This window comes from Ruegeria sp., from assembly GCF_965221235.1.
GTDB lineage: Bacteria > Pseudomonadota > Alphaproteobacteria > Rhodobacterales > Rhodobacteraceae > Ruegeria.
The window spans coordinates 1,948,590-1,971,582 of record NZ_CBDCRS010000004.1 but is presented as its reverse complement, the minus strand read 5'-3'; the positions used below and the strand labels follow the sequence as shown (position 1 = coordinate 1,971,582).

The following is a 22,993-nucleotide window of genomic DNA, read 5'->3' as shown; positions in this document are numbered from 1 at the left end:
CAGGTATGTATATAGCCGCAGCAATGACCGCGATCTGCAGAACGATCCTCAGGGCGTCATCGCCCGCTGCGGCGCGTATGGTGACTGTCTGGCCTGCGCGCAGGCGTGTATGTATCCACGCGTCCGGCGGGATATAGACGTGATCGACCAGCACCTCGATCGTATTGGCGGCGGCCGGGCCGTCCCCCCATTGTTCGGCGATCAGATCGGACAGAAGATCGGCGACCGTCATGCCTTCGGCGATGCCGCGCCGCGTGGTGCTGCGGCCGTCCGAGGTGAGCGGATGCGGCCAATGGTCCAGCGTCAGTGAGGGCTGATCGAGCGGTATCAGCTGATCCATGCGTAGATGCCCTCCAGATCCAGCCCGATCCGGTCGAGCTGATCCAATGGGTGCAGCGCCGCGCCGATATTGTGCATCCAGTGCAGGACCTGTGGCGTCTCGGCGGCTACGTAGAGGCCGATGTGATAGCTCTGCAGCCTGCGCGCCCCAAGTATGGTCATAAGCACGGCATCACCGTCTTGCGGCGTGTCTGTGGGCCGCGCAAAGTCATCAGCGCGTTTTTTGACCTGCGCATCGCGCGCCCGCGCGCCGCAGGTCGCGGAGGGCAGATCGAGCACGCGACCGAATTGCAGGCGCGAGACTTCCTCGACAAAGCATGTGCAATCGCGCGTGCCTGACCGGGGCGGGCGCAAGACCCACTGTTCCGCCCAGCACCGCCTCATCAGAACAGCCCCGGCGCGGTTTGGGGGTCGTATCGGATCGCCACGGCCGGGCGGCCGAGCAGCGGATCGAATCCCAGCGTGGCGGTCACCACCTCGCTGGATTGCGACATTCCGGCCAAATCCATGGTCATCTCCCAATCGACCTCATTCGCGCCTTCCAGCAGCTGCATGATCCGGACCTCTCCACCCGCGCCGCCGCCGGTCAGTTCGACCCAGTCATTGATCTGCCGCCCCACATTGCCGATGGCGATCTCGGCGCGCGGGGCGCGTTGCGCCTCGTCATTGCTCAATCGGGCCTCAAAGCGGCAGGCGGTGTAGGTCTGACCATCAATTCGCGCGTTACGCGTGTCATTGACCAGCCGGACGGGCTGCAGCGTTGCCGGATGTGTGATCTCGATGGCCGTCAAGACCCGTTTGCGGGGCGAGGACGCACGAATCTCCGTTTCAAAGGAGACCAGATCGCTGCTGGCGTGCGGCGCGGTCGCAATCGCGTCGAGTGCAAGCGGTACCGGTCTGGCTTCGGCAATCACAGCGGGCCTGCGCAGGCGCGCCAGAACCTCGATGGGGGCCGGTCTGGCCGGGGTGATTTTGAGTGCAGTTGGCCCGGGCAAGCGTGCGAGCACCTCGAGGGGGGCCGGGCGCGCGTCAACAATGGCGGCCGGCCCGGACAGGCCAGCCCGCATCTCTGCCGGCATGGGCCTGGCCCGATTGATGTCCAGCCGCACCGTGACCGTGCGCAGGGCCGGGTTGGTCACCCCGCGCTGCAGCAATACATACGCGTCTTCGGTGATGCTCACAGCGTAGGGCGTGATCGTATCGCCCTGGAACCCGCCTTCATAGATTATCTGCATGTCACTCATCGTGACTGTGATGAAGGCCGCTGCCTCGATCTCGGGCAGCAGATCATTACCGTGCGGTCCGACCGAGAGGCGTCGCGCGCCCCGGTTCCCACGGGTGCTCATGGACACAGGTTTGGGTATGTGTGTTGTAAGCAACGCAGCCGGCAAGATCGCGCCTTCCCAGCGGCGCGAGGAGGGTTGCCAGGTCAGAACCAGATCGATCGGGAGGCTCTCGATGCCCATGCCGGCGTCCTGCCCTTATGCCGGGCGCGCCAGACGGAAATCGGCCGTCCCGGCCGCAACGCTGAACGGAATGCTCGCGATTGTGGTCACCGGGGCCTGCAATTCGGCCCAGCCGAAAAAGCTTGACCCCAACCAGTAACTGACATGGGTCACGCTGTCGCCGGCGGAGGCGGCGTTTGGCGTGAAGATGGTGATCGTGTCATCATTGTCGGTCTCCGCCCCTGACGCACTCCAGCCGCTGGCGGCGACCGCCTTGCGGGCGTAATTCCGCGCACCCGCGCTGGATAGTTCGTTGGCGGTGCCAGCATTGCCGGGCGCGCCGGTGTGCAAGCCAATGGTGATGGTTTGCGTTGCCAACCGGCCCACGAGCCAGTTGAGACCGTAATCGCTGATATATGCCATGTGAGTTCTCCCTCAAACGTCGTTTAACCGGTCGTTAAATGCCCGTTACCGGCCACCCTTCCAGCGTCATCACCGCCTCCCAGCGGCGCAGATTTCCATGCACCCGCGCGGTATAATTGATGCCGCCTGCGCCGCTCCGGACGCGGACGCGGCGGCGGGCACCGCTGCTGGTGTCGGTCCAGTCGAACCAGAGATGCGCCTCGCGCGCGGCCCAGGCCCGAAACCGCGCAAGCGCGTCGTCGTCGTCAAGAAGCGCGGTCACACCCCATGTGAGCAGGGCTGACGAAAACCGGCGCTCCTGCCGGATCAGCCCGTCATCAAAGGGCGTGCGCTCCACATCCACGTCCTGCCCCAGCACCTGATCATCCGCGACGATCGGGGCATAATCGGGCCAGGGCATCAGATCTGCCCTCCGGAACGCGCTACGGCCTGCACTGCCCGCCCGAGCGGCCCGCCTTCGCTGATGTCTCTCAGCGAAACGTTTATGATCATGCCTTCGAGATCGAACTGCACATCCGCAGCCTCGACCCTCTGGGGTGTGCCGTTGTTGTCGATATTCACCGTGACATTCGGCACAGCCGCCGCTCTTGCAGCGCCCGTCGTGGCCGCTGTGGCCGGGGCGCGCGGTTCCGCCTCCTGGCCCGCAACGCCGCCCGTGTGGTAGCGATAGCTGGCGGCTGTGCGCAATATGTGTTCCGCGTCCCGGCGCGCCTGGCGGTTGCGGGAGATGCCAAGGACTGCGCGGGCCTGCTGAGACGTCAGAATGGCCTCGCCGCGCTCAAGCGTGGCCAGAACCTCGTTCGGAGCCAGATCGGCTTGCAACATCTGCAGCGCGGCCCCGAACCCGGCCACGCCACCATCGTGAAACACATCGCCCCGCAAGCGGGGCCGGGGCGAGACGGCGGGCGCGCCCGCGCTGGCCCCCAGAGAGCCGAAAAACGCCCCTGCCGCGTCTGCCAGCGGCCCGGTGATATTCTGGCGCACGGCGATGCGGGCCAGATCGGCAAGGATCGACCTGGCCAGATCGCTGAAGGAGGCTTTGCCGGTTGTCACGAACCGCGTCAGCGCGTCTTCCAGGCCCTCAAACCCCGCGCTCCAGGCGTCCGCGATCTCGTCGCGGGTTTCGATGGCATCCTGGGCATATTCGCTCAAGGCGAAGCGCGTCGCCTCGCGCAGCCTGTCCGCCTCGTCGCGGGCCTTGGCCTGCGCGCGCGCCAGCTGTTCCATCGCGCGGGCGGCAGATGTGCCTGCCTGCGTGCCCGCCCGCTCGATGTCGCGCAGCTGTTCTTCCGGCTTGTCGGCCTCGGTTCGGGCGTCAAAAGCAGCGCGCGCCTGCTGAACCAGTCCGGCGGTGGCCGCCGCGATCTCCGCCTCACTCGCGCCCGAGTCGCGCAACTGATCCTCTGTTGGTCCAACCTGTTCGCGGACGTAAATCCGTTCAAGCTCTCGACGCAGCCCATCCGGATCATCGCCAAAATCGACGCGGGCGCGGGCGCGGGCGAGACGAATTTCCGCGCGCTCCTGCAAGCGGGCCATGCCTGTGGCAGCGCGATCCAGTTCGGCGGTCAGGTCAGCGGCGGCCCGCGCGGCCTCCCTGAGACCCGGCGCGACCGTATCGCCAGCTGCGGCCAGTTGCCGCGTGGCCTCTTCCGCGTCCAGGACGCGCCTCAGAAACGCATCCAGTAATCCGGCCTGATCCACGCTCTGCCCGGTGGCGGCGACCCTTGCCGCCTCCAGCGCCTCGCGCAGCCGACCCAGCGCCTCTGCCTGCGCCTCGACCCCTTCGGCACGTTGCAGATCGCCATAGGCCTCGACCAGTCGCTGCGCAGCCGCCTCCGTCAGCCCGAACTCCTCCGCGATTGCCGCCACCGCAGCACCCATCTCACTCTCGATCTGCGCGGCGGTGCGGGCGCTCACCGCAGCCAGATCGTTGAGCGGGACCTGCAGTCCTGCCGCAATCTCCTCGATGGTCTCCCCGATTGTCGCGCCGTACTCATCCGCCAGTGCGGCAACCGCATCGGGATCGAGCACCCGCCGCAACTCCGCCAGCGCGGCCTCGCGCACATCCGTGATCGATGACACCAGAGCAGCCGGATCGATCGTTAGCGCATCGCGGGCCTGGGCAACGAGATCCTGCAAGGTCTGCTCGTCCTGCGCCCTGGCGCGACGGGCCAGGGCTGCGCGCGCATCCAGTGTCTCATCAAATCCATTGATCACATCCTCCAAGGCCCGGCCCGCCTCGCGCCGCGCCAGACCCTCCTGTGCCGCGATCAGCGCGCGGGCCTGCACGGTGGCGCTGCCATAAGTCTCCACCAATGCCTCGACATCGCCTCGCAAATCCCGCAGCGACCGCAAGCTGTCGACCGCATCCGCCAGCCGATCACCGGCCTCTGCCGCGTCCTCCGTCCCGTCAGCGAGATTAAAGAGCGCAGCACCCAGCGGCACCGCAATCGCCGCCACCACGCCCAGCACGGCACCCGCCGGGCCAAAGCCTCCCAGAAGTTGCGGGGCCTGCTGCGCGAAGGCGCGGCTGGCCTCGGTGCCGGCGGACACCTGCACAACGAAGTCCTGCACCTGGAACGCGGTGTTCTGAATTTGCGCGCCAAACTGGCCCATGCGTCGGCCACTGAAGCTGGTCGCGGCGTTGGCACGGGTTTGCGCGCTTGCCTGCCGCTCAAGGCTTTCGGCCAGCTGGAATGCGCTGCGGGCCGCCCTGTTGCGGGCAGTGGCGGCCTGCGCTTCGCTGCGCGCGGCGGTCAGGGCCGCGCGGGCGGCAGTGTCTTTCGCGCGCGCCTCCTCGAGCGCGGCACGGGTCGCTTCTGTGCTTTCGCGCGCGACCTCATCATGGGCCTGTGCCAGCGCCCGCGCGGCCCTGGCGGCTTCGGTGGCGGTGGCGGCCTGTCGCTGATTGGCCTGCGCCACCTCCTGTGTGGCTTGTGTGACAGAGCCCCGCAGGGCTTGCAGGTTGCGCTGCGCCTCGGAGATGTCGGCGCGAATGCGCATGGCAAGGTCGAGATCGTCCGGCATCCGGCCCTCCTCAGATCAGAGCGCCGACCGCAGGGTCAGCGCCAGCTGCAACTCCATCTCACGCACCCGGCGGCGCTCGGCTGCGCGGAAATAATGGATCATCTGCCGCCATGTCAGGCGGTCCATGATCAGGTCGGCCGATCCGTGGCCGGCCGCTGTGAGCCCGTCGAGGATATCGACGAGGCCGAGCTCGTTGCCAGCGCCTCCCGGCTGAGCTGTTCGCCCAGGATGCGCCCGAGAAAAAAATTCGAATTCGCCCGCCAGACCGCCAGCGACAGGGCCGTGCTGTCCGCCTCGCGCAGTTCTTCGATCACACCCGCCTCCAGGCCGGTCGCCAGCGCACAGAGCGCGATCCAGGCCTCATCGTGCTCGCCGAGAACGGCAAAGAGCGCCGCACTGGTCAATCGCTCCGGATCGCCGGCCACCCGCGCCATGTCCTCGATCAGCGCCCGCGCGATCGTCTGCGCCTTGAGCATCTCGCGAAAGCGATACTCGCGCACGGTGATCTCCCGCGCCGCCCCGCTCTGCGGATCGGTGATCGTGATATCCTCGTCGGGCATCAGGATGTCAGCCTGGTCCGCCGGAGCGTGCGAAGGATCGCTGCGCCCGGCCATCAGGTCGGTACCCCGTCGATATACATTTGCGCCAGCCCGTCACCGGGATCTTCAATGCTCAGTGTGAGCGGAAACTGCTGAGGCGTATTGCGCCCCAGCAGCGTCGCGTCCCCGGAGGGTGCAACCGTGGCGCGGGGGATGTAGATGTTGCGGCCTTCGACACCCTCGTCGGCGTCCTCGATATAGCGCAGGGCAACCCGGATCGGTTTCAGATCCGCCGTCACCTCCACACGCTCGAATTCTTCGGTCTTGACCTTGTCGATGGTCAGCTTGAGCGTCTTGCCCTTGGCCTTGGCGATACCGCTGTCGGTGAGACGCAGACGCCCGGTGCTGATGTCAAACGCGTAATCTTCTGCGTCAAGCGCGGGGGCGAATATCAGCTTCGCACTGTTGCCGAGCGTGATTTTGGCCGGTCCCACAAGATCGTTTTTTGCGGTTCCGAACTGAAAATAGTCCCGGGACGTGACGGTGTCGGGCACCGGCCAGGACGTTGCGAGCGACTTCTCCGCAACCTCGGCGATTTTCTGCGGATTTCTGGCCATCAGGAACAGGGCCATGTTGTCGAGTGTCGCGTCCTGCGGCGTGAGGCCCAGCGACCGGTCGATCTGCGTGATCTTGTCCACCAGCTTCGTGGCAACCGCGCCGTTGCCTGAATAAACCGTCTGGCGTTGCACCGTTGCCGAGACCGACCCGGCAATCACATCGCCGATGAACCGCTCGGTGCCGGAGGGCTTGCCCCCGACATGCCGGTCGATAAAAAATGCGCCCGCGCCGAATATGACGATGGGCTCGTGTTGCGTTACCAGATTTGCCACGTCTCTCTCCTTTTGACTTATGCCGGTCCCAGGTTGATCAGCCGGTGACGCAAGCTGTATTCCTCGCGCCACTCGATCCGGCCGCCGTCAAGGCCCGCCAATCGACCGCGCCGGAATTGCAGCGTCTCGCGCGCCCCGTCCGGCTGCCAACCCGCCACCATCATCCGCACCCCGCCCAGCAACGCGCCCAGCTCGTCACGTCGGCTGGCCCCCGTCGCGTCATTGGGGGCGGCAATGATCAGGGTCACCGCAATGATCGACGTGACCTGCTGGATCGCGCCCGCATTGGGCGCAACACCCTCCGGGGCATCATCGGCCAGCGGCGTGACGATCGCGGCGGGCGTTTGGGGCCAGGCGCTCAACGCCGCCGCCTCCAGCGCACCCAGAACCCGGTCGCCAAAGGGCGGGCGGCGGGTCCGGGCCGCAAGCCAGGCGCTGGCGGTCTCCGCATCCGTTTTCGCCGCAAGTGCTGCATGCCAGGCCTCTTCGTTCTCGAGCCGTGCAGCCAGTTGCGCGACGACCGACAATTTCAGCGCCTGGAAGGAGGATGTGCTCATGACCCCGCCTCCAGCGCGTCGCGCAGGATCCGCAGGATGGCGGTGCGGTCTCCATCGTCGAGACCCAGATAGGGCCGGGCGGGCATCGTGATCTCGCGTGCGGCGATATCGGCAATTGCGATGGGAACAACGCCGGCCCGCCGCCGGGCGGTGGAGCGCCGGGACGCAAACCGGCCCCGGCGGTCAAAGGCAAGCACCTGCCGGCGCGCATCCTGTTTGATGGTGCCACCAAACTGGTGGATGGCTGCATAGACCAGGTTGGAGCCGATCTCCACGCTGTCGCGGCCCACGCGCGTCGTGATCGACCGGCGCAGCCGCGCGGTGTCGGTGAGTGTCAGACCACCGGTCTCCTGCGCGCGGCGGCTGGGCTGCCAGGGCTGGCCGTCCGGGCCGGTGGCCTGTTCGAAACGGCGGGCCGTGGAGGCCTCCAGCCGCGCACCGATTGCCTCCATCACCGGCGTGAGGTCCGACAGACGGTCCTGCAACCGCCCGAGCGCACCCGCGATCTGGCTGTCATCCATCTCCACCGCAATACGCGCCATCATCAGAGCCCCTCCAGAGTGTCGCGACCGAAGCGCGGCCGCGGCCCGCAGATCTGGCCCGCCGCATCGTCCTGCTGGCGCGCGGGCGCTTCCGCACCCGCTGCCGTCACCAGCTGGTAGCGGCCTTCGGGAATGGTGCGCAGCTTGGCGCGGGCCCGCGTGGCACGATCCCGCACGGTCTCCGGGGCGGCGTCGTCATAAAGCCGCGCCCGGGCGATGTCCGAGGCGATGGCGGTCAGAAGCGGGTAATCGCCTGCGGGCAGCGGCAGGTCCCAGCGGGCCGAGAGCACCGCGTCGATCTCGGCGGTCGCATCCGCGATCGCTGCTTTGACGCGCGGATATGTTTCCGGCCCGGTGCCCGCATCCAGCGCGGCAATCTCGTCCGCACCAAACCGGTCAATCAGGTCCTGGCGGGTCGCGTAGCTCATGGGGCCGCCCCCATACGCCACAGCTTGAGCGGCATCAGTTGATCGAGGTCCCTCGAAAACGTGCCGGCCAGCAGCTTGCTGTCGCTGGTTCGGGCAAGAAAAAATATATCGATCGCCCGCGTGGCCCGGCTCACATTGAGTTCAATCACAGCGTTGTTTCTGTTGACGGCCCCGCCCGCGACGCGGGCCGGGTTTCCGGTGCCCGTGGCCTGCGCCAGCCGTCCCGGCTCAAACAGAATAATCGCATCGTCGTAATTTGTATCCCCGATGGACAGCGCCCAGAACGTCTCCTTGTCCGAGGTCGGCAGCACAATCCCGTCACCTTCCCCCGCCACCCATATGTGGGTCCTGTCAATTCTGAAGTTCGCAGCGCCGATCAGCGAGGGGACACCCAGCGCTGCAACCCGCGCGTCGACAGCGGCCTGATCCAGACCGCCACCAGCGGCCGCAGCGCCGGACATGCGCCGCCGGGCCGGCATCAGATTTCCGCCACGACGAGGCGCGCGATGCCACCGTCGGTCCTGAGCCACCAGGTCCAGTCGGCCCGCGCCCGGAACTCCATGGGGTCTGACACGCGCGGATTGCGGTCGCGGTTGAAATGCACCAGCGCATCCTGATGGTCATTGGCCCCGGGCTTGTCCGTCCCCTTCACATCCAGCGCATAGATCCGGGTGTCGGGCGGCCCGTGAAACTCGACCACGTAGGACTTGCCGTCCTCCAGATTGAGACCGGCAACGCCGTCCTGCCATTCATCTGTCAACTGAAGTCCGGGCATCGGTCAAAAAACCCCTCAGGCCAGCCAGGGGACGACCATCAACTCGGCCCAGTCCTTCACCGTGTTGGTCTCGCCATTGGCCCCCAGTTCGTTCTTCAGGAGTTTCGTGCCCGTCTCGCGCAGGGCGGGGGCCACCACCAGATGCGTGGGCCGCAGACCCAGCGGACGGCCCTCGTCCCCCTTCATACCCTCCATGCCCTGGTAGACCTTGGCAAAGTTCGTGGCCGTCAAATCCTCCGACGAGGCCGCCGCCAGTTGCCACAGCCCGAACCCCACATTGTCACGGCAATGAATTCCGTAAAGAAACTCGCGGCGGTTGAAGACGTTCTCGTCCTCCTCGCGGTCCAGCCGCACGATCATGTCGCCGGGTTTTCGCTGCTGGAAGATGATCGGCTTCATCGCAGAGCGCGAGAGATCCATCAGATACCACTTGGGCGCAGCGTTCCCCTTCTTGTACCAGTTCGACACCTTGCCCACGCCCTTGACCGCGTGATCCTCGGCAAAGAAGTTCTTGCCGTCATAGCACTTCGTGCTGTGCCCGGCCTTCAGCAGCGGCCAGACCAGCTCGTCCGGATGCGCCGCTGATGCCTCGCCCATATGGGCAAATTGCGGCATGTAGACGCCATACTGGTCGTCCTCGATCGCATTGCGGTCCACCCCAACGGTCAGTTCGAAATCGCGGTTGCGAATCTCGAAGCTGTGCTCGGTCAGGTTCTGCGCCACGCGCTCACCGAGCCATTCGCGCATCGACGGCAGCTTGCCCAGCCACGGATAGAGGTTCGACGCGGTCGTTGACATGGTGGTCATCGCCACCTGCTCATACATGCTCTGCGCCTGCCAGCCGGTAAAGGCCGCCCGGAAGGCGGCGTCATAGACCGTGGCCAGCGTCGCCAGATTCTGTCGGTTGATGATCATGTTCGTCTCCTTCGCTTACCACAGGAAGGGAATGCCGGTGGCCACCCAGGCCCCGTCATCATCGACCGCGATCAGCCGTCCCGCCTTCGCGGCATTGTCCTTGTTCCCGCCCGTCCTCGCATCCGAGCGGATCGTGTGGTCGTCATGGCCATAAACGGCCGCGCCGATATTGGCCTTTGTCACCGCCTTGTTGCTCACATCGTTGGCCCAGCGGAACACGCCCGTGCGCACCCGCACCTGAATGTCGCCCGCCGCGCCATCGGAATTGTCCGCCGTCGCATCGCAGCGCCCCAGCGCCACCAGCGCGTTCACTGTGCCCTCCGCAGTGGTCGCATAGGGCACCGCATTGCCATCGCCATCACGCGCAACCAGCGCGCCGGCTTTGATCGTCACCGAAGCCGCCACATCGTAGCTTTCGACGAACTCGTAGCCGCCCGTGCGGCGGGGGGTGTCGAACTCATTCATGGGCCACAGCCTCCTTGCGCGCATTGGCGCTCTCGATGAACGCCTTCTCGCTCACCCCGGTCGCCCGGCAGACCGCCTTCTCCTCCACCGTCAGGCTGCCCGCCTCGCGGGCAGGGGCCTGATCGGGCACCAGCTGGCCTTTCGGCAGGATCGCGGCAGCCGAGGCGGCGAACTTCTCGAAACCGGACGGGTCCTTCTTCGCATAGGCCAGCGCCCAGTCGCGCTGTGCCGGCGCGATCTTGCCCGCCTCCGTCGCGGCATCCACAGCCGCCGTGGCGCGCTCCTCCACCCGCTCGGTCTGCAGGCTTGTCAGGGATGCGGAAACCCGGTCGAACTCGGCGCGCGGCACGAATTGCGCGGGATCGGGGTCCGCGTCAGCACCATCGCCGCCATCGTCGTCATCGCCGCTGCCGCCCGCCCGCGCAGCCGCCAGAATTGCCGCGCTGTCCGCCGCCTCGTCAAGCTCCAGCGCCTTGCGGGTCTCGCCCAGCACACCCGCCGCGCTATGGGCTGCACCTGCCGCCGCCACAATCGCCGCCTCGTCGGCATCCGCCGCAAGGCCAAGCGCCTTGCGCAGTTTCTCAAGGTCCATCTCGCGACCCTCCTTCTCTGAATGTGTCTCCGCGCGGGCCAGCGCCCGCATGTGCAGCGCCGGATCGTTGGTCAGCGCCGCACTCACGATGAGCGTCACCTCGTGGGTCTGCGCGTGATAAAAAAACACCGGGCTGATGTAGCGATATTCCCGCGCCGCAATCATCGCCGCCGCCCGTTCGGTCCACCTGACCGCGCCCCACACCGCCCCGCCGCGCTCGAAAACCCGGCTGATCCAGCCCGCCGCCGGCGCAGGCTGGCCATTGCTGCGCGCAAACTCCGTCTGGTGCTCGAAGTCGATGACCAGGTCCACTCCGGTCTCGCCCCGCAACGCCATCGTCGCCGCCACCACGGCCGCAGGATTGCTGTTGTGAACCGGATCACGACCGTCATGCGGGCGAAACGAAACTTCGCCCGCCGGGATCAGCAGGATCTCCGAAGGCGGTTCAGCCCCCTCCGGAAGCTGCATTGCGCAGACCGCGCGGATGTCCGTATGACCGTCCATGGCCGCAACACTAGCGCAGCCGAAATCAAATTATCAGCGGACCATGGTCCGCTGCCACACCCCCGGCACACATGCTAGCACTGCCTCTGAGACCCGTGGTGGTCCCCGGACGGACAATCCCGGGGACCAGACGGGGGTCGGGGAGAAAGCCCTCCCACGACCAGAACCGGCCAGCCCTGGCCGTCCCGCCACCCATGCATGGGCGGGGTCATGATCGTGGGAGGCGGACCACTTGTCAAAACCCGATACGGCACCCCTGCAACCCGTCGCACCGGTCGACCCCGTCGCCCCATGGCTCGGCGGCAAGCGAAACCTCGCCAAACGCATCACGGCCCGGATCGAATCCATCCCCCACCAGACCTATGCCGAGCCCTTTGTCGGCATGGGCGGCATCTTCCTGCGCCGCCGGATGCGACCGCGTGCGGAGGTGATCAACGACCTCGGGCGCGATGTCAGCAACCTCTTTCGCATCCTGCAACGCCACTATCCCCAGTTCCTCGAAACGCTGCGCTTCCAGATCACCACACGCGCTGAATTCAATCGCCTGGTCGATACCAACCCCGACACCCTGACCGATCTCGAACGGGCCGCTCGCTTCCTCTATCTCCAGCGCACCGCCTTTGGCGGCAAGGTCTCCGGGCGGAACTTCGGAGTTGCCAAAGACCGCTCCAGCCGGTTCAACCCGACCACGCTGGAGCCCATGCTCGAGGACCTGCACACCCGCATGGCCGGCGTCGTGATCGAATGCCTTCCTTACGCCGACTTCATCACCCGCTATGATGGTGCGGGAACCCTGTTCTATCTCGACCCGCCCTACTGGGGCTGCGAGACCGACTACGGCAAGGGCCTGTTTGGCCGGGACGATTTTACGGCCCTGGCAGCACAAATCGCGACAATCAAGGGCAGGTTCATCCTCTCGATCAATGACCGCCCGGAGATCCGCGACCTGTTCGCATGGGCCGATATCGAAGAGGTCGAGACGACCTATTCTGCAAAGAAAAACGGGGTCCACAAACGGGTCAGCGAGTTGCTGATCTCGAACTGAGGCGATGGACCATGGTCCGCTGATCCGGGACGGTCGGGGTCTGCTATGCTGGGCCAGACACAACGAAAGGCCAGACACAACGAAAGGCGAGACGATGAACGAGATTGTCCAACTGCCCATTCACCTGCAGATCGCCCTGGCGGGCGGATACATGGGCTATATCACGGCCTATAGCGGGCTGCGCGCCGGCCACACAGCACGGGACGCGATTCTGCTGACGCTGGCTTTCGGCGTGATCCCCGCGCTCGCCTGGCCAATGCTTTCAACCGCTTTTGGCCGTACCGGCGGTCTGTTGCAGATCGGCGCGGCCGCATTGGCCCTGCTGCTGCCGATCCTCGCAGGCGCGCTCTGGCGTCGCCATGGCAGAACTTGGTGGTACGATCTGCTGCACCGGCTCAAAATCCACGTCGATGACGGGCTGTGCACGGGCTGGGAAGCGCTGATCCAGCAAAGGGACATGGAAGTCACGCAGATCATGGTGCGCACCACCGATGGCACGGAACTCTTCTGCCGCGATGCTCCGGCACATACGCGCGCCAAAGGGGCTTTTGACGCGATCGGCAGTTTCAGCCCTTTGCTTGGCACCGAAGGGTCGGTGGTCATGGTGGTGGACGAGGAGGCAGCCCCCAATGGCGGCGATACGGAACGAACCGCCCCGGTCGATGACGAATGGGGCGCGCGCCTGACCTACATCCCCGCAGACCGGATCGCACTGGTCGAAATGCGGGTGCGCGACAGACGGTAAATCATTTCCTGGGTGGTGGGGATTTCGAGGCGGTCGGGGTCTTCCCGGCCAATCAGGATTGTCGTTGATCAGCAGCTCAAAAGCCTGTTCTCAAGCGCAACAACTTTGCCTTTGGAGGTTGCGATCGAGCCTTCAACATCGTTACCAGTCAAGCTCGACACTGGAACGAGGATCAGGAATACACCGATTGCATCACCTGTCGCCGCTCTTCGCTGCTTTTGCTCAAGAGCCGCAAGTACCTGTCTTTCTTCAACCAACATTTTTTGCGCATTAGAACAAGATAGGTTTTTGAATGCATCACCCATCGATACCGGCGCAATTGCTTCAGGTTGAGACGCACACGCGCTAAGTGCAAAAGCCAAAACGACCAGCAACAGCTTTGTCAAAAAGTTCATTTATGTTCCCCCTAAAGCAGCATCTACCCCCCCACCTCTACAATTCGCTCGGGGCCCACCCAAACAACATGTCCCAGAATACGGTCCTCGGCTGTCACCTTCCGGGATGCATAGTTCGCATTGTCGCTGTACATTGACCAGTTGCCGATTTGGCCAGTGAGCCTCTTGACTACCAATCCTCTGGATGTGCGGAAAACATAGGCTCGCCCCTCCGCCGGGTCGCGGTCGTCCCGGTCAATCACCAGGATATCGCCGTCTCGGATTCCCGGCTCCATCGAATCTCCCGACGCACGCAAGGCAATACAGCGCTCAGGATGTACCGATTTGGGCAGAGAGCCCGGCGGCAACTGCACGTAGAAATCCGTCGACTCGCTGAACACTTCCTCATCCGGACCCGCACCGGCCTGCACCGCATCCGCGAAATGCACGATCGAATCATCATCCTCATCCGTACTTGATACGACATGCAGCGTGGCAGCCGGGCGGATACGGGCAGGTTCGGCTTCCAGATCAGTCGGCTGCGGAACGGGCAACGTCCGAATCTGCTCCAACCAATCAGCCATTTGAGTTTCGATTTGTTTCAGCAGCATCAGATCGAAACGTGCGTCCGGGTCATCTACATCAGCTAATGAAAATCCCCCTCGTCCCGCGTCCGGCAATTGGCCTGCAGAAATTCCACGTACATCTTCCCGCTCCTTCCACGTGCGGATTGCCTCGATGACGGCCGACGCATCCGCATCCTCGGAAAGCCCAAGCGCCATAGGAATTTCGGAGGGAAGTTCCGTCCGTACCGGTCCAAGATTGTCCGATTTGAATTCCGTTTGCGATTCGCCGCGCGGTGGGCCGATGTAGAACTCAAGGCCCAGGGCTTCGCATATCTCGGCAGCGCGACTAACCTTGGGCTCATGGCCCTTTAAAACATGCCTTAAAGCGTTTGCTGGAAGCCCATGATCTTTTGCCACACGGAATGGGTTGGTTCCTTGCCGCTCAATTTCTAATCGAAAAAGTTCTGTCAGTTCTTCGCTCTGCATTCGCAATTTATAGCGATAATTGATTTCGCCAACTATGGCGAAATTTCTTGACGTATATCCAAGTTTGGCAAATTATGATTGCCATGAATGGCAAATCATTAGTCCAGTTGATCCATCTTCACTCCCAAGCCGTTGGCCTGAGCGTCAAAACTACCTCGACGTATGCCGCCGGGTCCGGCGACTTCTGTGACCGCCTCGAGCGGGGCCACGACGTAACGACCCGCCGCGCGGCACGTGTCGCCCAGTACCTGTCCGACAATTGGCGCAGTGACCTCGTTGACTGGCCATCTGATATCCCGCGCCCACCGCCGACACCCGGCTCTCCCGCTGACATCCCGCGCCCACCGCCGACGCCGGATACGCCTGCGGCCAAAACGGAGGACGTTGCATGAACCGCACGCCACAAGCCCCCGACACGCTCCCTTCTGAACGTCATCGCCAGGCACAACCCCGAGGCCAATTGCTCCCGTGGCTGCGCGGGGGACCGGATGTGGGCAGGGGCGACGCGATCTACCAATCCGGGCGCTTTCACCTCTTCGAGGTAGATTTTGGCCGCTGGGGCCTTTTGATCGAGAATGTAAACCGCGACCGGGATCATCACCTCGATCTGTCGTCGGAGTTTCATCCAGGGGGTGACCTGTTTCTGCGCAACTTCACCGACAACCCCCACCTGTTCTGGGTTTCGGTTGCCGGTAGCCCTCTTTTGGATGGGACGCGCCCGCCGGCCCCGCCGCTTTTGAGATATGGTGAGCATTACCACGGGCGTCTGGAGATTATGCTACCAAAAGACGACGGGTATATCATACACTTGGTGGACGACATTGATCTTCCGGACGATAGCTGGCTGACATTGCCGGAACTCAACGGAGAGTCCTGGACGGTCGGCTATTTGCGCCTTGTCAGGCGTCCGCGTCCTAAAGACCGCTCACAAAGGTTTGAAATAGTCGAAGCACGCCCGGCAGATGGTCCACTGCTTCATTCACAAGACGCCCCGTCAGGTCCCCAAGCGCACGATCGGACAGGGAGTGAATAGCATGGGTCAGACGCTCCTTATCCTTTTCGGCCATCTCGGATTTGGCAATCCGACCGGCAATAAGCGTCCGCAAGTCGTTGGGGTCGATTTTGACGGTGACCACACGAAGGTCACTGCCGACGCCAGCAGCGGGGGCGATGAAATCCACACCGTCAACTGTAATCTTTACGTCAAGAAAGGTCCTGTCGCGGTCATTAGCCCTGAAGCCGTCTACGAGACCGAGTTTGCAGAGATAGACGAGATTGGGCTGAAGGTCGGCATGATCGCAAAGCTTGCTCACATTGTGTCGCCGGAACGGCTTGGCGCACAACTTGCGCAGAATTTGTGTCTGCAGGTTCTTGTCGAGAGGGGTTTGCATGCTCTTTCCTTCGGTTGGGTTGCATCTCCGAAGGTATCGGCGGCGGGACCGGTCATCGAATGGCCGGTTCCGCCGTTGGCCGATATGACCAGCCGCCATCCCGTTAACCGCCAGCAGCGGCCCACCACCGTACTGTCCGCTGCTGAACCTGCCCCTGCTCAGCGTCGCCTGTCCCGGCGGGCGCGGGCGGGGGCTTTTTTACGGGCAGCGACCCGGGCAGTGCGCCGCCTCGATGATCACTGGATTGGTGACCTCATCGGGGCGGTTGCGATCTTCATAATGCTCTGGGTCGGCCTGCTGGCCGGGTGGGTGCTGTCATGAGCATCGCGCAGCCCGATAAGACACTGTTCCCGGCCCGGACCACCGGCGTGATGGCGGCGCGCGTTCGGCGCGCGTTTATGCAGGCCGGATCGCCGGATGATTTCCGCTGCGCCATCGCCACGCTCTATTGCCGCGCGGGCCATGCGGAGCGGATGGGTCTGATGCTGGTGCTGGCCGATGCGCTTTGGGATGCGCAGGCCGCCCCGGAGGTGTCGGCATGATCGCGCTGACGGAATTCAGGGCCCTGCGCCATGCGCTTGCGTCTGCGACAGCGCTGTCGGGTGAGGGTAGCCAGGAGGCCTGTGCCCGCGCGGTATCCCATCTGCGCCGCGCGATGCGCGCGGCGGAAACGCTGGAGGAGCGTGGAACCTTCGACGTGCTCGAAGGCATTCTGGGGGCGACCCGGAAAAGTGGTGAGCGCAGGGCGTATCCGGGGTACCGGAACGCGGCCCGCGCCGCCCTGGCCGGTCTCATCAACGGCAAGGACCTTCCGGCGCTGCCTGCCACGGCGGAATCGCTGGAGGACATCATTCAGCAGACCGCCGATGTCAGCGGTCTGGAGGCGCAAGACCTGCGCTGCGCGGGCAGAGAAAGGGAGATATGCACGGCGCGGCATAATGCCATGCTGCTCATGGCGGCGCTGACTGATGCGAGCCTCGCGCAAATCGGCGCGGCGCTTGGCCGGTCTCACACAACGGCCCGGACCGATATATGCCATGCCGCAGGCCGGGTCGCTTCGAATCCTGCCCATGCATCTCTCATCGTGGCCGTTCTGCGCCGGCTGGACCCGGCAGACGGGAGGGCGGCGTGATGCTCAAATCAGTCAGTAGAAGGAGAAACAGTCATGTCCGGACCCACAAACACCGGCGACCAGAAAACGCTGCACCAGCAGATTATCGACACACTTTTAGCGGACCTGGTCAGGCCCTCCGTGTCTACAAGAGCAATTTCAGCCATTGCCGCATCAACTGGATTACCACGCGAGAGACCTTAATCTCATTTGCTTCATCGTTTGTGGTGGGGTCCTCATCCATCGGTTGGTTAGCATCTCCGATGATCGCGGCGGCGGGTACGCCGGTCAATTCCGGCCGTTTCGCCGCCGCACCTGACATCCGCAGGAGCGCCGCATGAGCGGTCTTCGCCCATCCGCGCGCGCCGCACTGGCAGACATGCCTTTTGCGGGCTCCGTGCGGGCTCTGGGGCTTTGTCCGCTGAAAATCCTGTTATGCGCGGCTGACGCGCTCGACGTGGGTGCTGATGATCTGCGCGTCCCGGTGAGCGATCACGTTGACCGGCGCGATTGGCAGATCACGATGCTGCTCTGCATTGCGCTGACCGACGCCACCGAGGCGGAGATTGCGCGGGTCTACCGGATGCCGCCACCGCAACCGCGACCGCAACCTTCGGGTTTCACGCGGCCTGCGGCCTGCGGGCTGCGATCGATCCGCACTGAGGACGATGCCGCGCTGCGCGCCGTTCGGATCATTGACCACATCCACCAGCTGATGCGGAGGGCGTGCTGATGTATGCGGCGAAGCTTCATAACTCGCCGCGCCTTCAGCGTCTGCACGCCTGGCTGCGGGACGGGCGCGAGCACTCGACCCTTGAGATCGTGACGGGCGCGCAGGTTTGCGCGGTCAATGCGGCCATTGCCGAGTTGCGTGCCAACGGCGCGGAAATCCACTGCCGCCAGACGGTCAGCAAACGCGGCGAGCGGCTCTGGCTTTATCGCATGACGAAACCTGCACAACCGGAGGAGCGCGATGGCTGAGGTGGAAACCCTCGTGCGGGCCCGCGCGGGACGGGCGCAAGACCCGGGCGCGCGGGGTGCAATCCGCATGGCCCGGATCATGCCCCTCGCGCGCGCGCGAGGCACGGGGCCAAAAAAGCGCAAGAAAATTTTGCCCAACTCTTTGAAATCATACGCTTTATCAGGTGTTAGTTTAACTAACACCCCATGGAAATTCCAGATTGCAGGAGGCCGCGCGCGCGTACGAGGCACGGGGCCAAAAACGCCGGAGAAAATTTTGCTCAACTCTTTGAAATCATACGCTTTATCAGGTGTTAGTTTAACTAACACCCCCTGGAAATTCCAGATTGCAGGAGGTTGACGGATGAAGGACCGGCCCGACATGCCCACTCATATCAAGCTGGTCGAAGCGCAGCCTGATCCCACGACCGGCACTGTGTCCTGGCTGACGGAGGCGCAGGCCATTCTCGACCGGCAATCAGCGGCAAGCTGGGAGTTTGCGGATTTCCTTGCCAGCGATGCGCTCCCCGACGATCTGAGTGACGGTGCATTGGCCGACCAGCTTGGGGTCAGCCGCTCAAAGGTATGCATCTATCGCGAAGTCTCGACGGCCTGGCCATATGATAAAAGGGAACAGTCTCTGAGCTTCACGCATCACATGGAACTCTACCGCCTGCCCGAAGGCCACCGCCTGAGCCTGATCCGGACGGCGGCGGCAAGCGGGTGGAGCCCGAAGCGTCTGCGCAAGTCGGCGCGCGAGGTCAGCCTTTCCGGTCGCATGGCAAAAAGCGAGGAGGAACGGAGGGCGTTGAAGCGCAAGCTCGACGCCGCGCTGACCGATCCGCGTGACGCGGTGACGGGTCTGCGCAACCGGCTATCGACCCTGACGAAGCTTCTGGAGAAGGACGCGGCGGCGCTGAGCGATGCCATAGTAGAGGTTCTGACCGACGATGGCATTGACAGCCTGCACGGCAACATGCGCGCCGGTCTGGCCCGCGACCTGCGCCGTGCGGGCAACCGGCTGGAGGCGAAACTCCAGGCGATGCTCGACGGGGTGGATGCCATGGCCACCAGGCTGGAAGGGCGCGGCTGATGGGCGCGTGGTCGCTTGCCCGGCGCACGGGGCGGGATTGTCCCGCCGGTCCGGTGTCGGAGAGCGGCGATGCAGCGCCCTTGCACGGCCCGTGCATCCCCGATGCAGCGCCGGTGAATGACCCCGGCAGTGCCACCCCAACCAGCCCCGCCCCCGACATTGCCCCCGACTTTGCCCCCTCTGATCCCTGGACCATGGCTCCGGAGGCGGCCCGCGCGACGGCCCGCGCACGGCTGGCGGCGGTGCGGGCTGCGGAGCAATTGATCGCCGGTGGGTTGCCGGTGGCCGAGGCGGACCGGCTGGCGGCGCTGGAGGCGGATGTCTCGCCTGTGAGCCTTGCCAAATGGCGGCGCAGGGTGAGCGGTTGCCCGCGCGGGCACCGGGTTCATCTTCTGCTGGAGCGCCCGCGCACCGGCAGGCCGGGACGGCTCACACCCGCTCACGAGGCGGAACTTGAAGCGCTGGCCTGGCATCACGGAGCCCACCTGACCGCCCCTCACGCTCTGCGGGTGCTGCAGGCGCGCTGCGGCTACGAGGGTGGTGTCGGCTCGGTGCGGCGCTGGTTGCGGCGCTGGCGGGCCTGCAACGAGCGCGGTCTTTCCGCCGCTCTCGCACCCGACCGGCACCGCTCGCATCGCGGGCCCGCCTTCGGAACGCGCAGCGCTCAGGTTGAAGCCCTGAACGCGGTCTGGGAGATTGATTCCACGATTGCGGATGTGATCTGCGCCGATGGCAGGCGTCATGCGCTGATCGCCGTGATCGATATCTGGTCGCGCCGGGCGCTGTTCCTGCTCGCGCGCACCAGCCGGGCCACGGCGATTGCAGCGCTTTTGCGCCGGGCCATTCTCGCCTGGGGCGTGCCGGAGGCTCTGGTGACCGACGAGGGCCGCGACTACACCAGCCGGCACATGCTGGGCCTGCTTGCGGACCTGGAGATCGACCACCGCCCCTGCCGCCCCTACCACCCGGAGGACAAGCCGCATGTGGAACGCCTGATCGGCACGGTGAGCCGCGATCTCTTTGCCTTTCTGCCGGGGTTTGCAGGCCACAACGTGGCGCAGGCGCAGGCGCTGCGCGACCGCAAGAGCTTTGCCGCGCGGCGGGGAGAAAGCCCGGCGGTGACCTTGAGGGCCGACCTGTCTGCGCAAGAGGTGCAGGTCCGGCTGGATGACTGGGCCGACGCAGTCTATGGCCGCCGCGTTCATGACGCGCTTGCGGGGCAGAGCCCGTTTGAACGCGCTTTGTCCTGGACCGGCCCGGTGCGCCGGGTGGAGAGCGCGCGGGCGCTTGATGTGCTGCTCGCACCGCCCGCCGGTGGCGGCAGCCGGGAGGTGGGCAAGAAAGGTATCTCGCTTGGGGGTCGCAGATATATCGGCCCGGAACTCGGGCCACTGGTCCAAAGCACGGTGAGCGTCCGTCATGACCCGGAGGATGCCTGCGGCCTGCTGGTTTTTGGAACGGATGGGGGTTTCATCGGGCGGGCCCGTGATGTCAGCGCTCCGGATCTCGACCAGGCCGCCATTGCGGCGGAGGCGAAGGCGAAAGCCGCGAAAGCGGATGCTGTGGCCCGCGCCCGGGCGAGGGCCACAGCGAAGCGCCACCACCCCGAAACCGCCATGGATGATGTGCTGGACCACGCGCGCCGCGAAGCCGCGAAGGTCACGGCACTTCCGCGCGATCAAGCGCCTTATGCAACCCCTGCGCTGGCGCAGGCCGCCAAAGCGGCGGATCGCGCCTCAAACAGGCCGTCGGACACACCGGGGCGGCAGGCTGTCCCGTTCAACCGGGCACTGGCGGCAGCGGCCAAACTCTATCTCGACGAGGATCACTGAAGGAGACCGACCATGGATCATGCACCAAATGTCACCGCGCTGGCGCGCAATGCGGAAGGGGCCGACCGCAGCGATCTGCGCGCCCGTGTCGAGGCGGAGATGTCCGCTTTTGGCCTGAGCCGGGCCAGGGCGGCGGCCGAGATCGGACGCGGCGTGTCGCAGGCCACGCTCACGCGCTGGCTGCAGGGGGATTATCCGGGCGATGTGGCGGCGGTCGAGGAGCGGCTGGAACGCTGGCTGCAAACCCGCGCCGAACGGGCGGCGCACGCGTTCGGCGGTGCAAGGCTGGATGCCCACGCGGAGACAACGGCCGCCGGGCAGATCGCCGCAGCACTTGCCTATGCGCAGGCCGCCGGTGATCTGGCGCTGATCCATGGCCCTTCGGGGCGCGGCAAGACCTGGGCCGCCAAGCGGCATTGCGATGCGCGCGCCAGCGCGATCTGGCTGCGCGCGTCTCCGACCATCACCTCGCTGCCAAAGTTGTTGTCGCGTCTGGGCGAGGCGGCGGGTGCGGGCGCGCATCACGGCTCGGCGATGGAGGCGGAAACGGCGATCATAACCCGGCTTGAGGATCGCGGTGCGCTGGTGGTGATCGACGAGGCGCATCACCTCAGAGCCGCACTTCTGGACGAGTTGCGCTGCATTCGCGACATGGCGGGCTGCGGGCTGGCGCTGATCGGGGACAATGACATCGTCATGACCCTGGGGCGCTGCCCGCAGGTCAAGGGCCGGATCGGCATGACCGTCGATCTCAAGACCGTCGCGCGGGATGATATTGCGGCGATTGCGGCCGGCCCGCTGGGACGGCAGCCAACGGCGCGCGAAATGAAGCATATGGCCCGGGCCACCACCTGTGATGGGGGCCTGCACGCGTTGCGCCGCCTGATGGCGCGGGCCTGGATGATCGCGCGCGCCGAGGAGCGCGATGCGATCACGGGTGACGATATCGAGGCGGCTGCCGGAGACGCGGCATGACCGGCCGGGGTGACCCTGTGCCGCCGGGCGACCTGCCCGGTGGCTGGCGTCTGATGGCTCCGCACGAGCAGATGGATGATGGTGATGTGCGCATGGTTGGAAGAGTGTTTCTCGACAACCGCCGGCAATGGCTCTGCTTCCTGCGCGCGCGGCCCCCGCTGCACTTTTATCTCGAAACCGACCTGACCCATCCGCAGGACCCGTCCCGCTACGCCCGCTTCACGTGGGAGGCCGACCCGTTCGAGGCTCTGATTGAGCATTTGTGCAAGGAGGAGAAAAGATGAGTAAACGTACAGACACACCCTTCGACGACGCCCGCGCCCTGAGCGACGCGGACTGGCTGGAAGCGGCCACGGTCGAGGTCAGGGGCCAGCGCTACATGCAGAACGCGCGCGGTGGTCTTACACCGCTGGAACTGATCAAGCCGCAGGACCAGCTGATGGATCAGATGGTGCGGCAGGTGCTTGGCTTTGCCGAGGACCTGAGCGCGCAGATCGGACGCTTCCGGGCCCATACGATGGACGACATCAGCAGCTTCGATGCGCTTCTGGAGGCCGAATACGGCGGTCACACGCGCAAGAGCGTGAAGGGCAATCGCACCTACATGAGCTATGACGGCTGTCACAAGCTCCAGGTGCAGGTCTCCGAGACCATCGCCTTCGGCCCAGAGCTTCAGGCGGCGCGCGATCTGGTTGAGGAATGCCTGTCGGGCTGGGCGGCGGACAGCCGCGCGGAAATCCGCGCCATCGTCGGGCACGCCTTCAAGGTCGAGAAAGAAGGCGAGATCAGCCGCGGTGCGATCTACAACCTGCTGCGGCTGGATATAGACGACGAGCGCTGGAAGCAGGCGATGGTTGCCATCCGCGATGCCATGCGCGTGGTGGGCAGCAAGTCCTACGTGCGCGTCTACACGCGCGAGGCCCCGGATGCGGCATGGCAGCCGGTCACGATCGATCTGGCGAAAGCGGGGTGAG

At 65.1% G+C, this 22,993-nt stretch carries 33 protein-coding genes; 16 read left to right on the top strand and 17 right to left on the bottom strand.

The window, feature by feature from the left end; genetic code table 11:
- Positions 1–109: 109 nt before the first annotated feature.
- Complete coding sequence (locus tag ACOQOY_RS13015) at positions 110–310, top strand: hypothetical protein (protein ID WP_420585841.1); 201 nt, start codon at positions 110–112, stop codon at positions 308–310.
- 17 nt (positions 311–327) lie between these two features.
- Here the strand turns inward: ACOQOY_RS13015 and ACOQOY_RS13010 are convergent, their stop codons facing one another.
- The 15 genes from ACOQOY_RS13010 to ACOQOY_RS12940 form a co-directional block, all read right to left on the bottom strand.
- Positions 328–723 carry a hypothetical protein gene (locus ACOQOY_RS13010; RefSeq protein ID WP_420585840.1) on the bottom strand — a complete coding sequence of 132 codons (396 nt, stop codon included), beginning with the start codon at positions 721–723 and terminating at the stop codon, positions 328–330.
- Positions 723–1,685, bottom strand: coding sequence for a DUF1833 family protein (locus ACOQOY_RS13005; protein WP_420585839.1), 963 nt, complete (start codon positions 1,683–1,685; stop codon positions 723–725). Before ACOQOY_RS13005 ends, ACOQOY_RS13010 begins: the two co-directional genes overlap by 1 nt.
- Before the next feature lie 135 nt (positions 1,686–1,820).
- Positions 1,821–2,207 (bottom strand): phage tail fiber protein, encoded by a 387-nt coding sequence (locus ACOQOY_RS13000; RefSeq protein ID WP_420585838.1) that lies wholly within the window; start codon positions 2,205–2,207, stop codon positions 1,821–1,823.
- A gap of 34 nt (positions 2,208–2,241) precedes the next feature.
- The gene (locus ACOQOY_RS12995; protein ID WP_420585837.1) at positions 2,242–2,607 is read right to left on the bottom strand and encodes a hypothetical protein; all 366 of its coding nucleotides are present in this window, start codon (positions 2,605–2,607) and stop codon (positions 2,242–2,244) included.
- Positions 2,607–5,234: a phage tail tape measure C-terminal domain-containing protein gene (locus tag ACOQOY_RS12990; RefSeq protein ID WP_420585836.1), complete on the bottom strand. Its 2,628-nt coding sequence runs from the start codon at positions 5,232–5,234 to the stop codon at positions 2,607–2,609. The genes ACOQOY_RS12995 and ACOQOY_RS12990 overlap by 1 nt, the downstream gene beginning before the upstream one ends.
- 128 nt (positions 5,235–5,362) lie before the next feature.
- Positions 5,363–5,848: a DUF6631 family protein gene (locus ACOQOY_RS12985; RefSeq protein WP_420585835.1), complete on the bottom strand. Its 486-nt coding sequence runs from the start codon at positions 5,846–5,848 to the stop codon at positions 5,363–5,365.
- Complete coding sequence (locus ACOQOY_RS12980; RefSeq protein ID WP_420585834.1) at positions 5,848–6,663, bottom strand: hypothetical protein; 816 nt, start codon at positions 6,661–6,663, stop codon at positions 5,848–5,850. The genes ACOQOY_RS12985 and ACOQOY_RS12980 overlap by 1 nt, the downstream gene beginning before the upstream one ends.
- Positions 6,664–6,680: 17 nt before the next feature.
- Positions 6,681–7,220 (bottom strand): phage tail terminator protein, encoded by a 540-nt coding sequence (locus ACOQOY_RS12975; RefSeq protein ID WP_420585833.1) that lies wholly within the window; start codon positions 7,218–7,220, stop codon positions 6,681–6,683.
- Positions 7,217–7,765, bottom strand: coding sequence for a phage virion morphogenesis protein (locus ACOQOY_RS12970; protein ID WP_420585832.1), 549 nt, complete (start codon positions 7,763–7,765; stop codon positions 7,217–7,219). Before ACOQOY_RS12970 ends, ACOQOY_RS12975 begins: the two co-directional genes overlap by 4 nt.
- Positions 7,765–8,190: a phage protein Gp36 family protein gene (locus ACOQOY_RS12965; protein ID WP_420585831.1), complete on the bottom strand. Its 426-nt coding sequence runs from the start codon at positions 8,188–8,190 to the stop codon at positions 7,765–7,767. The genes ACOQOY_RS12970 and ACOQOY_RS12965 overlap by 1 nt, the downstream gene beginning before the upstream one ends.
- On the bottom strand, positions 8,187–8,669 hold the full coding sequence (locus ACOQOY_RS12960) for a hypothetical protein (protein ID WP_420585830.1): 483 nt from the start codon (positions 8,667–8,669) through the stop codon (positions 8,187–8,189). Before ACOQOY_RS12960 ends, ACOQOY_RS12965 begins: the two co-directional genes overlap by 4 nt.
- Positions 8,669–8,965, bottom strand: a complete 297-nt coding sequence (locus tag ACOQOY_RS12955) for a hypothetical protein (RefSeq protein ID WP_420585829.1) — start codon at positions 8,963–8,965, stop codon at positions 8,669–8,671. The genes ACOQOY_RS12960 and ACOQOY_RS12955 overlap by 1 nt, the downstream gene beginning before the upstream one ends.
- Positions 8,966–8,980: 15 nt before the next feature.
- Positions 8,981–9,880 (bottom strand): Mu-like prophage major head subunit gpT family protein, encoded by a 900-nt coding sequence (locus tag ACOQOY_RS12950; RefSeq protein WP_420585828.1) that lies wholly within the window; start codon positions 9,878–9,880, stop codon positions 8,981–8,983.
- A 15-nt stretch (positions 9,881–9,895) separates the two neighbouring features.
- Positions 9,896–10,345 (bottom strand): hypothetical protein, encoded by a 450-nt coding sequence (locus ACOQOY_RS12945; RefSeq protein ID WP_420585827.1) that lies wholly within the window; start codon positions 10,343–10,345, stop codon positions 9,896–9,898.
- Positions 10,338–11,441 carry a phage protease gene (locus ACOQOY_RS12940; protein WP_420585826.1) on the bottom strand — a complete coding sequence of 368 codons (1,104 nt, stop codon included), beginning with the start codon at positions 11,439–11,441 and terminating at the stop codon, positions 10,338–10,340. Before ACOQOY_RS12940 ends, ACOQOY_RS12945 begins: the two co-directional genes overlap by 8 nt.
- Before the next feature lie 256 nt (positions 11,442–11,697).
- Here ACOQOY_RS12940 and ACOQOY_RS12935 point away from each other — a divergent pair, with 256 nt between their 5' ends.
- Entirely contained in the window at positions 11,698–12,486 is a 789-nt protein-coding gene (locus tag ACOQOY_RS12935; protein ID WP_420587244.1) for a DNA adenine methylase, read from the top strand.
- Between the two features lie 94 nt (positions 12,487–12,580).
- Positions 12,581–13,231 carry a hypothetical protein gene (locus ACOQOY_RS12930; RefSeq protein ID WP_420585825.1) on the top strand — a complete coding sequence of 217 codons (651 nt, stop codon included), beginning with the start codon at positions 12,581–12,583 and terminating at the stop codon, positions 13,229–13,231.
- Between the two features lie 68 nt (positions 13,232–13,299).
- Here the strand turns inward: ACOQOY_RS12930 and ACOQOY_RS12925 are convergent, their stop codons facing one another.
- Positions 13,300–13,626 (bottom strand): hypothetical protein, encoded by a 327-nt coding sequence (locus tag ACOQOY_RS12925; protein WP_420585824.1) that lies wholly within the window; start codon positions 13,624–13,626, stop codon positions 13,300–13,302.
- A 23-nt stretch (positions 13,627–13,649) separates the two neighbouring features.
- Entirely contained in the window at positions 13,650–14,657 is a 1,008-nt protein-coding gene (locus tag ACOQOY_RS12920; RefSeq protein ID WP_420585823.1) for a S24 family peptidase, read from the bottom strand.
- Between the two features lie 107 nt (positions 14,658–14,764).
- On the opposite strand from ACOQOY_RS12920, the gene ACOQOY_RS12915 reads away from it, so the two are divergent.
- The 13 genes from ACOQOY_RS12915 (at position 14,765) to ACOQOY_RS12855 (ending at position 22,992) form a co-directional block, all read left to right on the top strand.
- Positions 14,765–15,049: a hypothetical protein gene (locus ACOQOY_RS12915; protein ID WP_420585822.1), complete on the top strand. Its 285-nt coding sequence runs from the start codon at positions 14,765–14,767 to the stop codon at positions 15,047–15,049.
- Positions 15,046–15,690, top strand: a complete 645-nt coding sequence (locus ACOQOY_RS12910; protein WP_420585821.1) for a hypothetical protein — start codon at positions 15,046–15,048, stop codon at positions 15,688–15,690. The genes ACOQOY_RS12915 and ACOQOY_RS12910 overlap by 4 nt, the downstream gene beginning before the upstream one ends.
- A 1-nt stretch (position 15,691) precedes the next feature.
- Positions 15,692–16,369: a hypothetical protein gene (locus ACOQOY_RS12905; protein ID WP_420585820.1), complete on the top strand. Its 678-nt coding sequence runs from the start codon at positions 15,692–15,694 to the stop codon at positions 16,367–16,369.
- Positions 16,366–16,590, top strand: coding sequence for a hypothetical protein (locus ACOQOY_RS12900; protein ID WP_420585819.1), 225 nt, complete (start codon positions 16,366–16,368; stop codon positions 16,588–16,590). Before ACOQOY_RS12905 ends, ACOQOY_RS12900 begins: the two co-directional genes overlap by 4 nt.
- Positions 16,587–17,180 (top strand): helix-turn-helix domain-containing protein, encoded by a 594-nt coding sequence (locus ACOQOY_RS12895; RefSeq protein ID WP_420585818.1) that lies wholly within the window; start codon positions 16,587–16,589, stop codon positions 17,178–17,180. The genes ACOQOY_RS12900 and ACOQOY_RS12895 overlap by 4 nt, the downstream gene beginning before the upstream one ends.
- Before the next feature lie 316 nt (positions 17,181–17,496).
- A complete protein-coding gene (locus ACOQOY_RS12890) occupies positions 17,497–17,892 on the top strand; it encodes a hypothetical protein (RefSeq protein ID WP_420585817.1) in 396 nt (131 codons plus the stop codon).
- Positions 17,892–18,140, top strand: coding sequence for a hypothetical protein (locus ACOQOY_RS12885; RefSeq protein WP_420585816.1), 249 nt, complete (start codon positions 17,892–17,894; stop codon positions 18,138–18,140). The genes ACOQOY_RS12890 and ACOQOY_RS12885 overlap by 1 nt, the downstream gene beginning before the upstream one ends.
- Positions 18,133–18,480, top strand: coding sequence for a hypothetical protein (locus ACOQOY_RS12880; RefSeq protein WP_420585815.1), 348 nt, complete (start codon positions 18,133–18,135; stop codon positions 18,478–18,480). The genes ACOQOY_RS12885 and ACOQOY_RS12880 overlap by 8 nt, the downstream gene beginning before the upstream one ends.
- 21 nt (positions 18,481–18,501) lie before the next feature.
- A complete protein-coding gene (locus ACOQOY_RS12875; protein ID WP_420585814.1) occupies positions 18,502–19,212 on the top strand; it encodes a hypothetical protein in 711 nt (236 codons plus the stop codon).
- A gap of 194 nt (positions 19,213–19,406) precedes the next feature.
- On the top strand, positions 19,407–21,044 hold the full coding sequence (locus ACOQOY_RS12870) for a DDE-type integrase/transposase/recombinase (protein WP_420585813.1): 1,638 nt from the start codon (positions 19,407–19,409) through the stop codon (positions 21,042–21,044).
- A 12-nt stretch (positions 21,045–21,056) separates the two neighbouring features.
- Positions 21,057–22,019 (top strand): AAA family ATPase, encoded by a 963-nt coding sequence (locus tag ACOQOY_RS12865; RefSeq protein WP_420585812.1) that lies wholly within the window; start codon positions 21,057–21,059, stop codon positions 22,017–22,019.
- Positions 22,016–22,303, top strand: coding sequence for a hypothetical protein (locus tag ACOQOY_RS12860; RefSeq protein ID WP_420585811.1), 288 nt, complete (start codon positions 22,016–22,018; stop codon positions 22,301–22,303). The genes ACOQOY_RS12865 and ACOQOY_RS12860 overlap by 4 nt, the downstream gene beginning before the upstream one ends.
- Positions 22,300–22,992, top strand: coding sequence for a DUF3164 family protein (locus ACOQOY_RS12855; protein WP_420585810.1), 693 nt, complete (start codon positions 22,300–22,302; stop codon positions 22,990–22,992). The genes ACOQOY_RS12860 and ACOQOY_RS12855 overlap by 4 nt, the downstream gene beginning before the upstream one ends.
- Position 22,993 lies beyond the last annotated feature (1 nt).

Coding starts and splice junctions, on each gene's coding strand:
- ACOQOY_RS12930 (WP_420585825.1), top strand. CDS start 12,581: ATGAACGAGATTGTCCAACTGCCCATTCACCTGCAGATCGCCCTGGCG.
- ACOQOY_RS12970 (WP_420585832.1), bottom strand. CDS start 7,765: ATGATGGCGCGTATTGCGGTGGAGATGGATGACAGCCAGATCGCGGGT.
- ACOQOY_RS12960 (WP_420585830.1), bottom strand. CDS start 8,669: ATGCCGGCCCGGCGGCGCATGTCCGGCGCTGCGGCCGCTGGTGGCGGT.
- ACOQOY_RS12965 (WP_420585831.1), bottom strand. CDS start 8,190: ATGAGCTACGCGACCCGCCAGGACCTGATTGACCGGTTTGGTGCGGAC.
- ACOQOY_RS12870 (WP_420585813.1), top strand. CDS start 19,407: ATGGCTCCGGAGGCGGCCCGCGCGACGGCCCGCGCACGGCTGGCGGCG.
- ACOQOY_RS12955 (WP_420585829.1), bottom strand. CDS start 8,965: ATGCCCGGACTTCAGTTGACAGATGAATGGCAGGACGGCGTTGCCGGT.
- ACOQOY_RS13005 (WP_420585839.1), bottom strand. CDS start 1,685: ATGAGCACCCGTGGGAACCGGGGCGCGCGACGCCTCTCGGTCGGACCG.
- ACOQOY_RS12950 (WP_420585828.1), bottom strand. CDS start 9,880: ATGATCATCAACCGACAGAATCTGGCGACGCTGGCCACGGTCTATGAC.
- ACOQOY_RS12860 (WP_420585811.1), top strand. CDS start 22,016: ATGACCGGCCGGGGTGACCCTGTGCCGCCGGGCGACCTGCCCGGTGGC.
- ACOQOY_RS13000 (WP_420585838.1), bottom strand. CDS start 2,207: ATGGCATATATCAGCGATTACGGTCTCAACTGGCTCGTGGGCCGGTTG.
- ACOQOY_RS12875 (WP_420585814.1), top strand. CDS start 18,502: ATGCCCACTCATATCAAGCTGGTCGAAGCGCAGCCTGATCCCACGACC.
- ACOQOY_RS12855 (WP_420585810.1), top strand. CDS start 22,300: ATGAGTAAACGTACAGACACACCCTTCGACGACGCCCGCGCCCTGAGC.
- ACOQOY_RS12880 (WP_420585815.1), top strand. CDS start 18,133: ATGGCTGAGGTGGAAACCCTCGTGCGGGCCCGCGCGGGACGGGCGCAA.
- ACOQOY_RS12905 (WP_420585820.1), top strand. CDS start 15,692: ATGGGTCAGACGCTCCTTATCCTTTTCGGCCATCTCGGATTTGGCAAT.
- ACOQOY_RS12920 (WP_420585823.1), bottom strand. CDS start 14,657: ATGCAGAGCGAAGAACTGACAGAACTTTTTCGATTAGAAATTGAGCGG.
- ACOQOY_RS12890 (WP_420585817.1), top strand. CDS start 17,497: ATGAGCGGTCTTCGCCCATCCGCGCGCGCCGCACTGGCAGACATGCCT.
- ACOQOY_RS12945 (WP_420585827.1), bottom strand. CDS start 10,345: ATGAATGAGTTCGACACCCCCCGCCGCACGGGCGGCTACGAGTTCGTC.
- ACOQOY_RS12900 (WP_420585819.1), top strand. CDS start 16,366: ATGAGCATCGCGCAGCCCGATAAGACACTGTTCCCGGCCCGGACCACC.
- ACOQOY_RS12910 (WP_420585821.1), top strand. CDS start 15,046: ATGAACCGCACGCCACAAGCCCCCGACACGCTCCCTTCTGAACGTCAT.
- ACOQOY_RS13010 (WP_420585840.1), bottom strand. CDS start 723: ATGAGGCGGTGCTGGGCGGAACAGTGGGTCTTGCGCCCGCCCCGGTCA.
- ACOQOY_RS12985 (WP_420585835.1), bottom strand. CDS start 5,848: ATGGCCGGGCGCAGCGATCCTTCGCACGCTCCGGCGGACCAGGCTGAC.
- ACOQOY_RS12990 (WP_420585836.1), bottom strand. CDS start 5,234: ATGCCGGACGATCTCGACCTTGCCATGCGCATTCGCGCCGACATCTCC.
- ACOQOY_RS12865 (WP_420585812.1), top strand. CDS start 21,057: ATGGATCATGCACCAAATGTCACCGCGCTGGCGCGCAATGCGGAAGGG.
- ACOQOY_RS13015 (WP_420585841.1), top strand. CDS start 110: ATGTATCCACGCGTCCGGCGGGATATAGACGTGATCGACCAGCACCTC.
- ACOQOY_RS12885 (WP_420585816.1), top strand. CDS start 17,892: ATGTATGCGGCGAAGCTTCATAACTCGCCGCGCCTTCAGCGTCTGCAC.
- ACOQOY_RS12995 (WP_420585837.1), bottom strand. CDS start 2,607: ATGCCCTGGCCCGATTATGCCCCGATCGTCGCGGATGATCAGGTGCTG.
- ACOQOY_RS12940 (WP_420585826.1), bottom strand. CDS start 11,441: ATGGACGGTCATACGGACATCCGCGCGGTCTGCGCAATGCAGCTTCCG.
- ACOQOY_RS12975 (WP_420585833.1), bottom strand. CDS start 7,220: ATGAGCACATCCTCCTTCCAGGCGCTGAAATTGTCGGTCGTCGCGCAA.
- ACOQOY_RS12925 (WP_420585824.1), bottom strand. CDS start 13,626: ATGAACTTTTTGACAAAGCTGTTGCTGGTCGTTTTGGCTTTTGCACTT.
- ACOQOY_RS12895 (WP_420585818.1), top strand. CDS start 16,587: ATGATCGCGCTGACGGAATTCAGGGCCCTGCGCCATGCGCTTGCGTCT.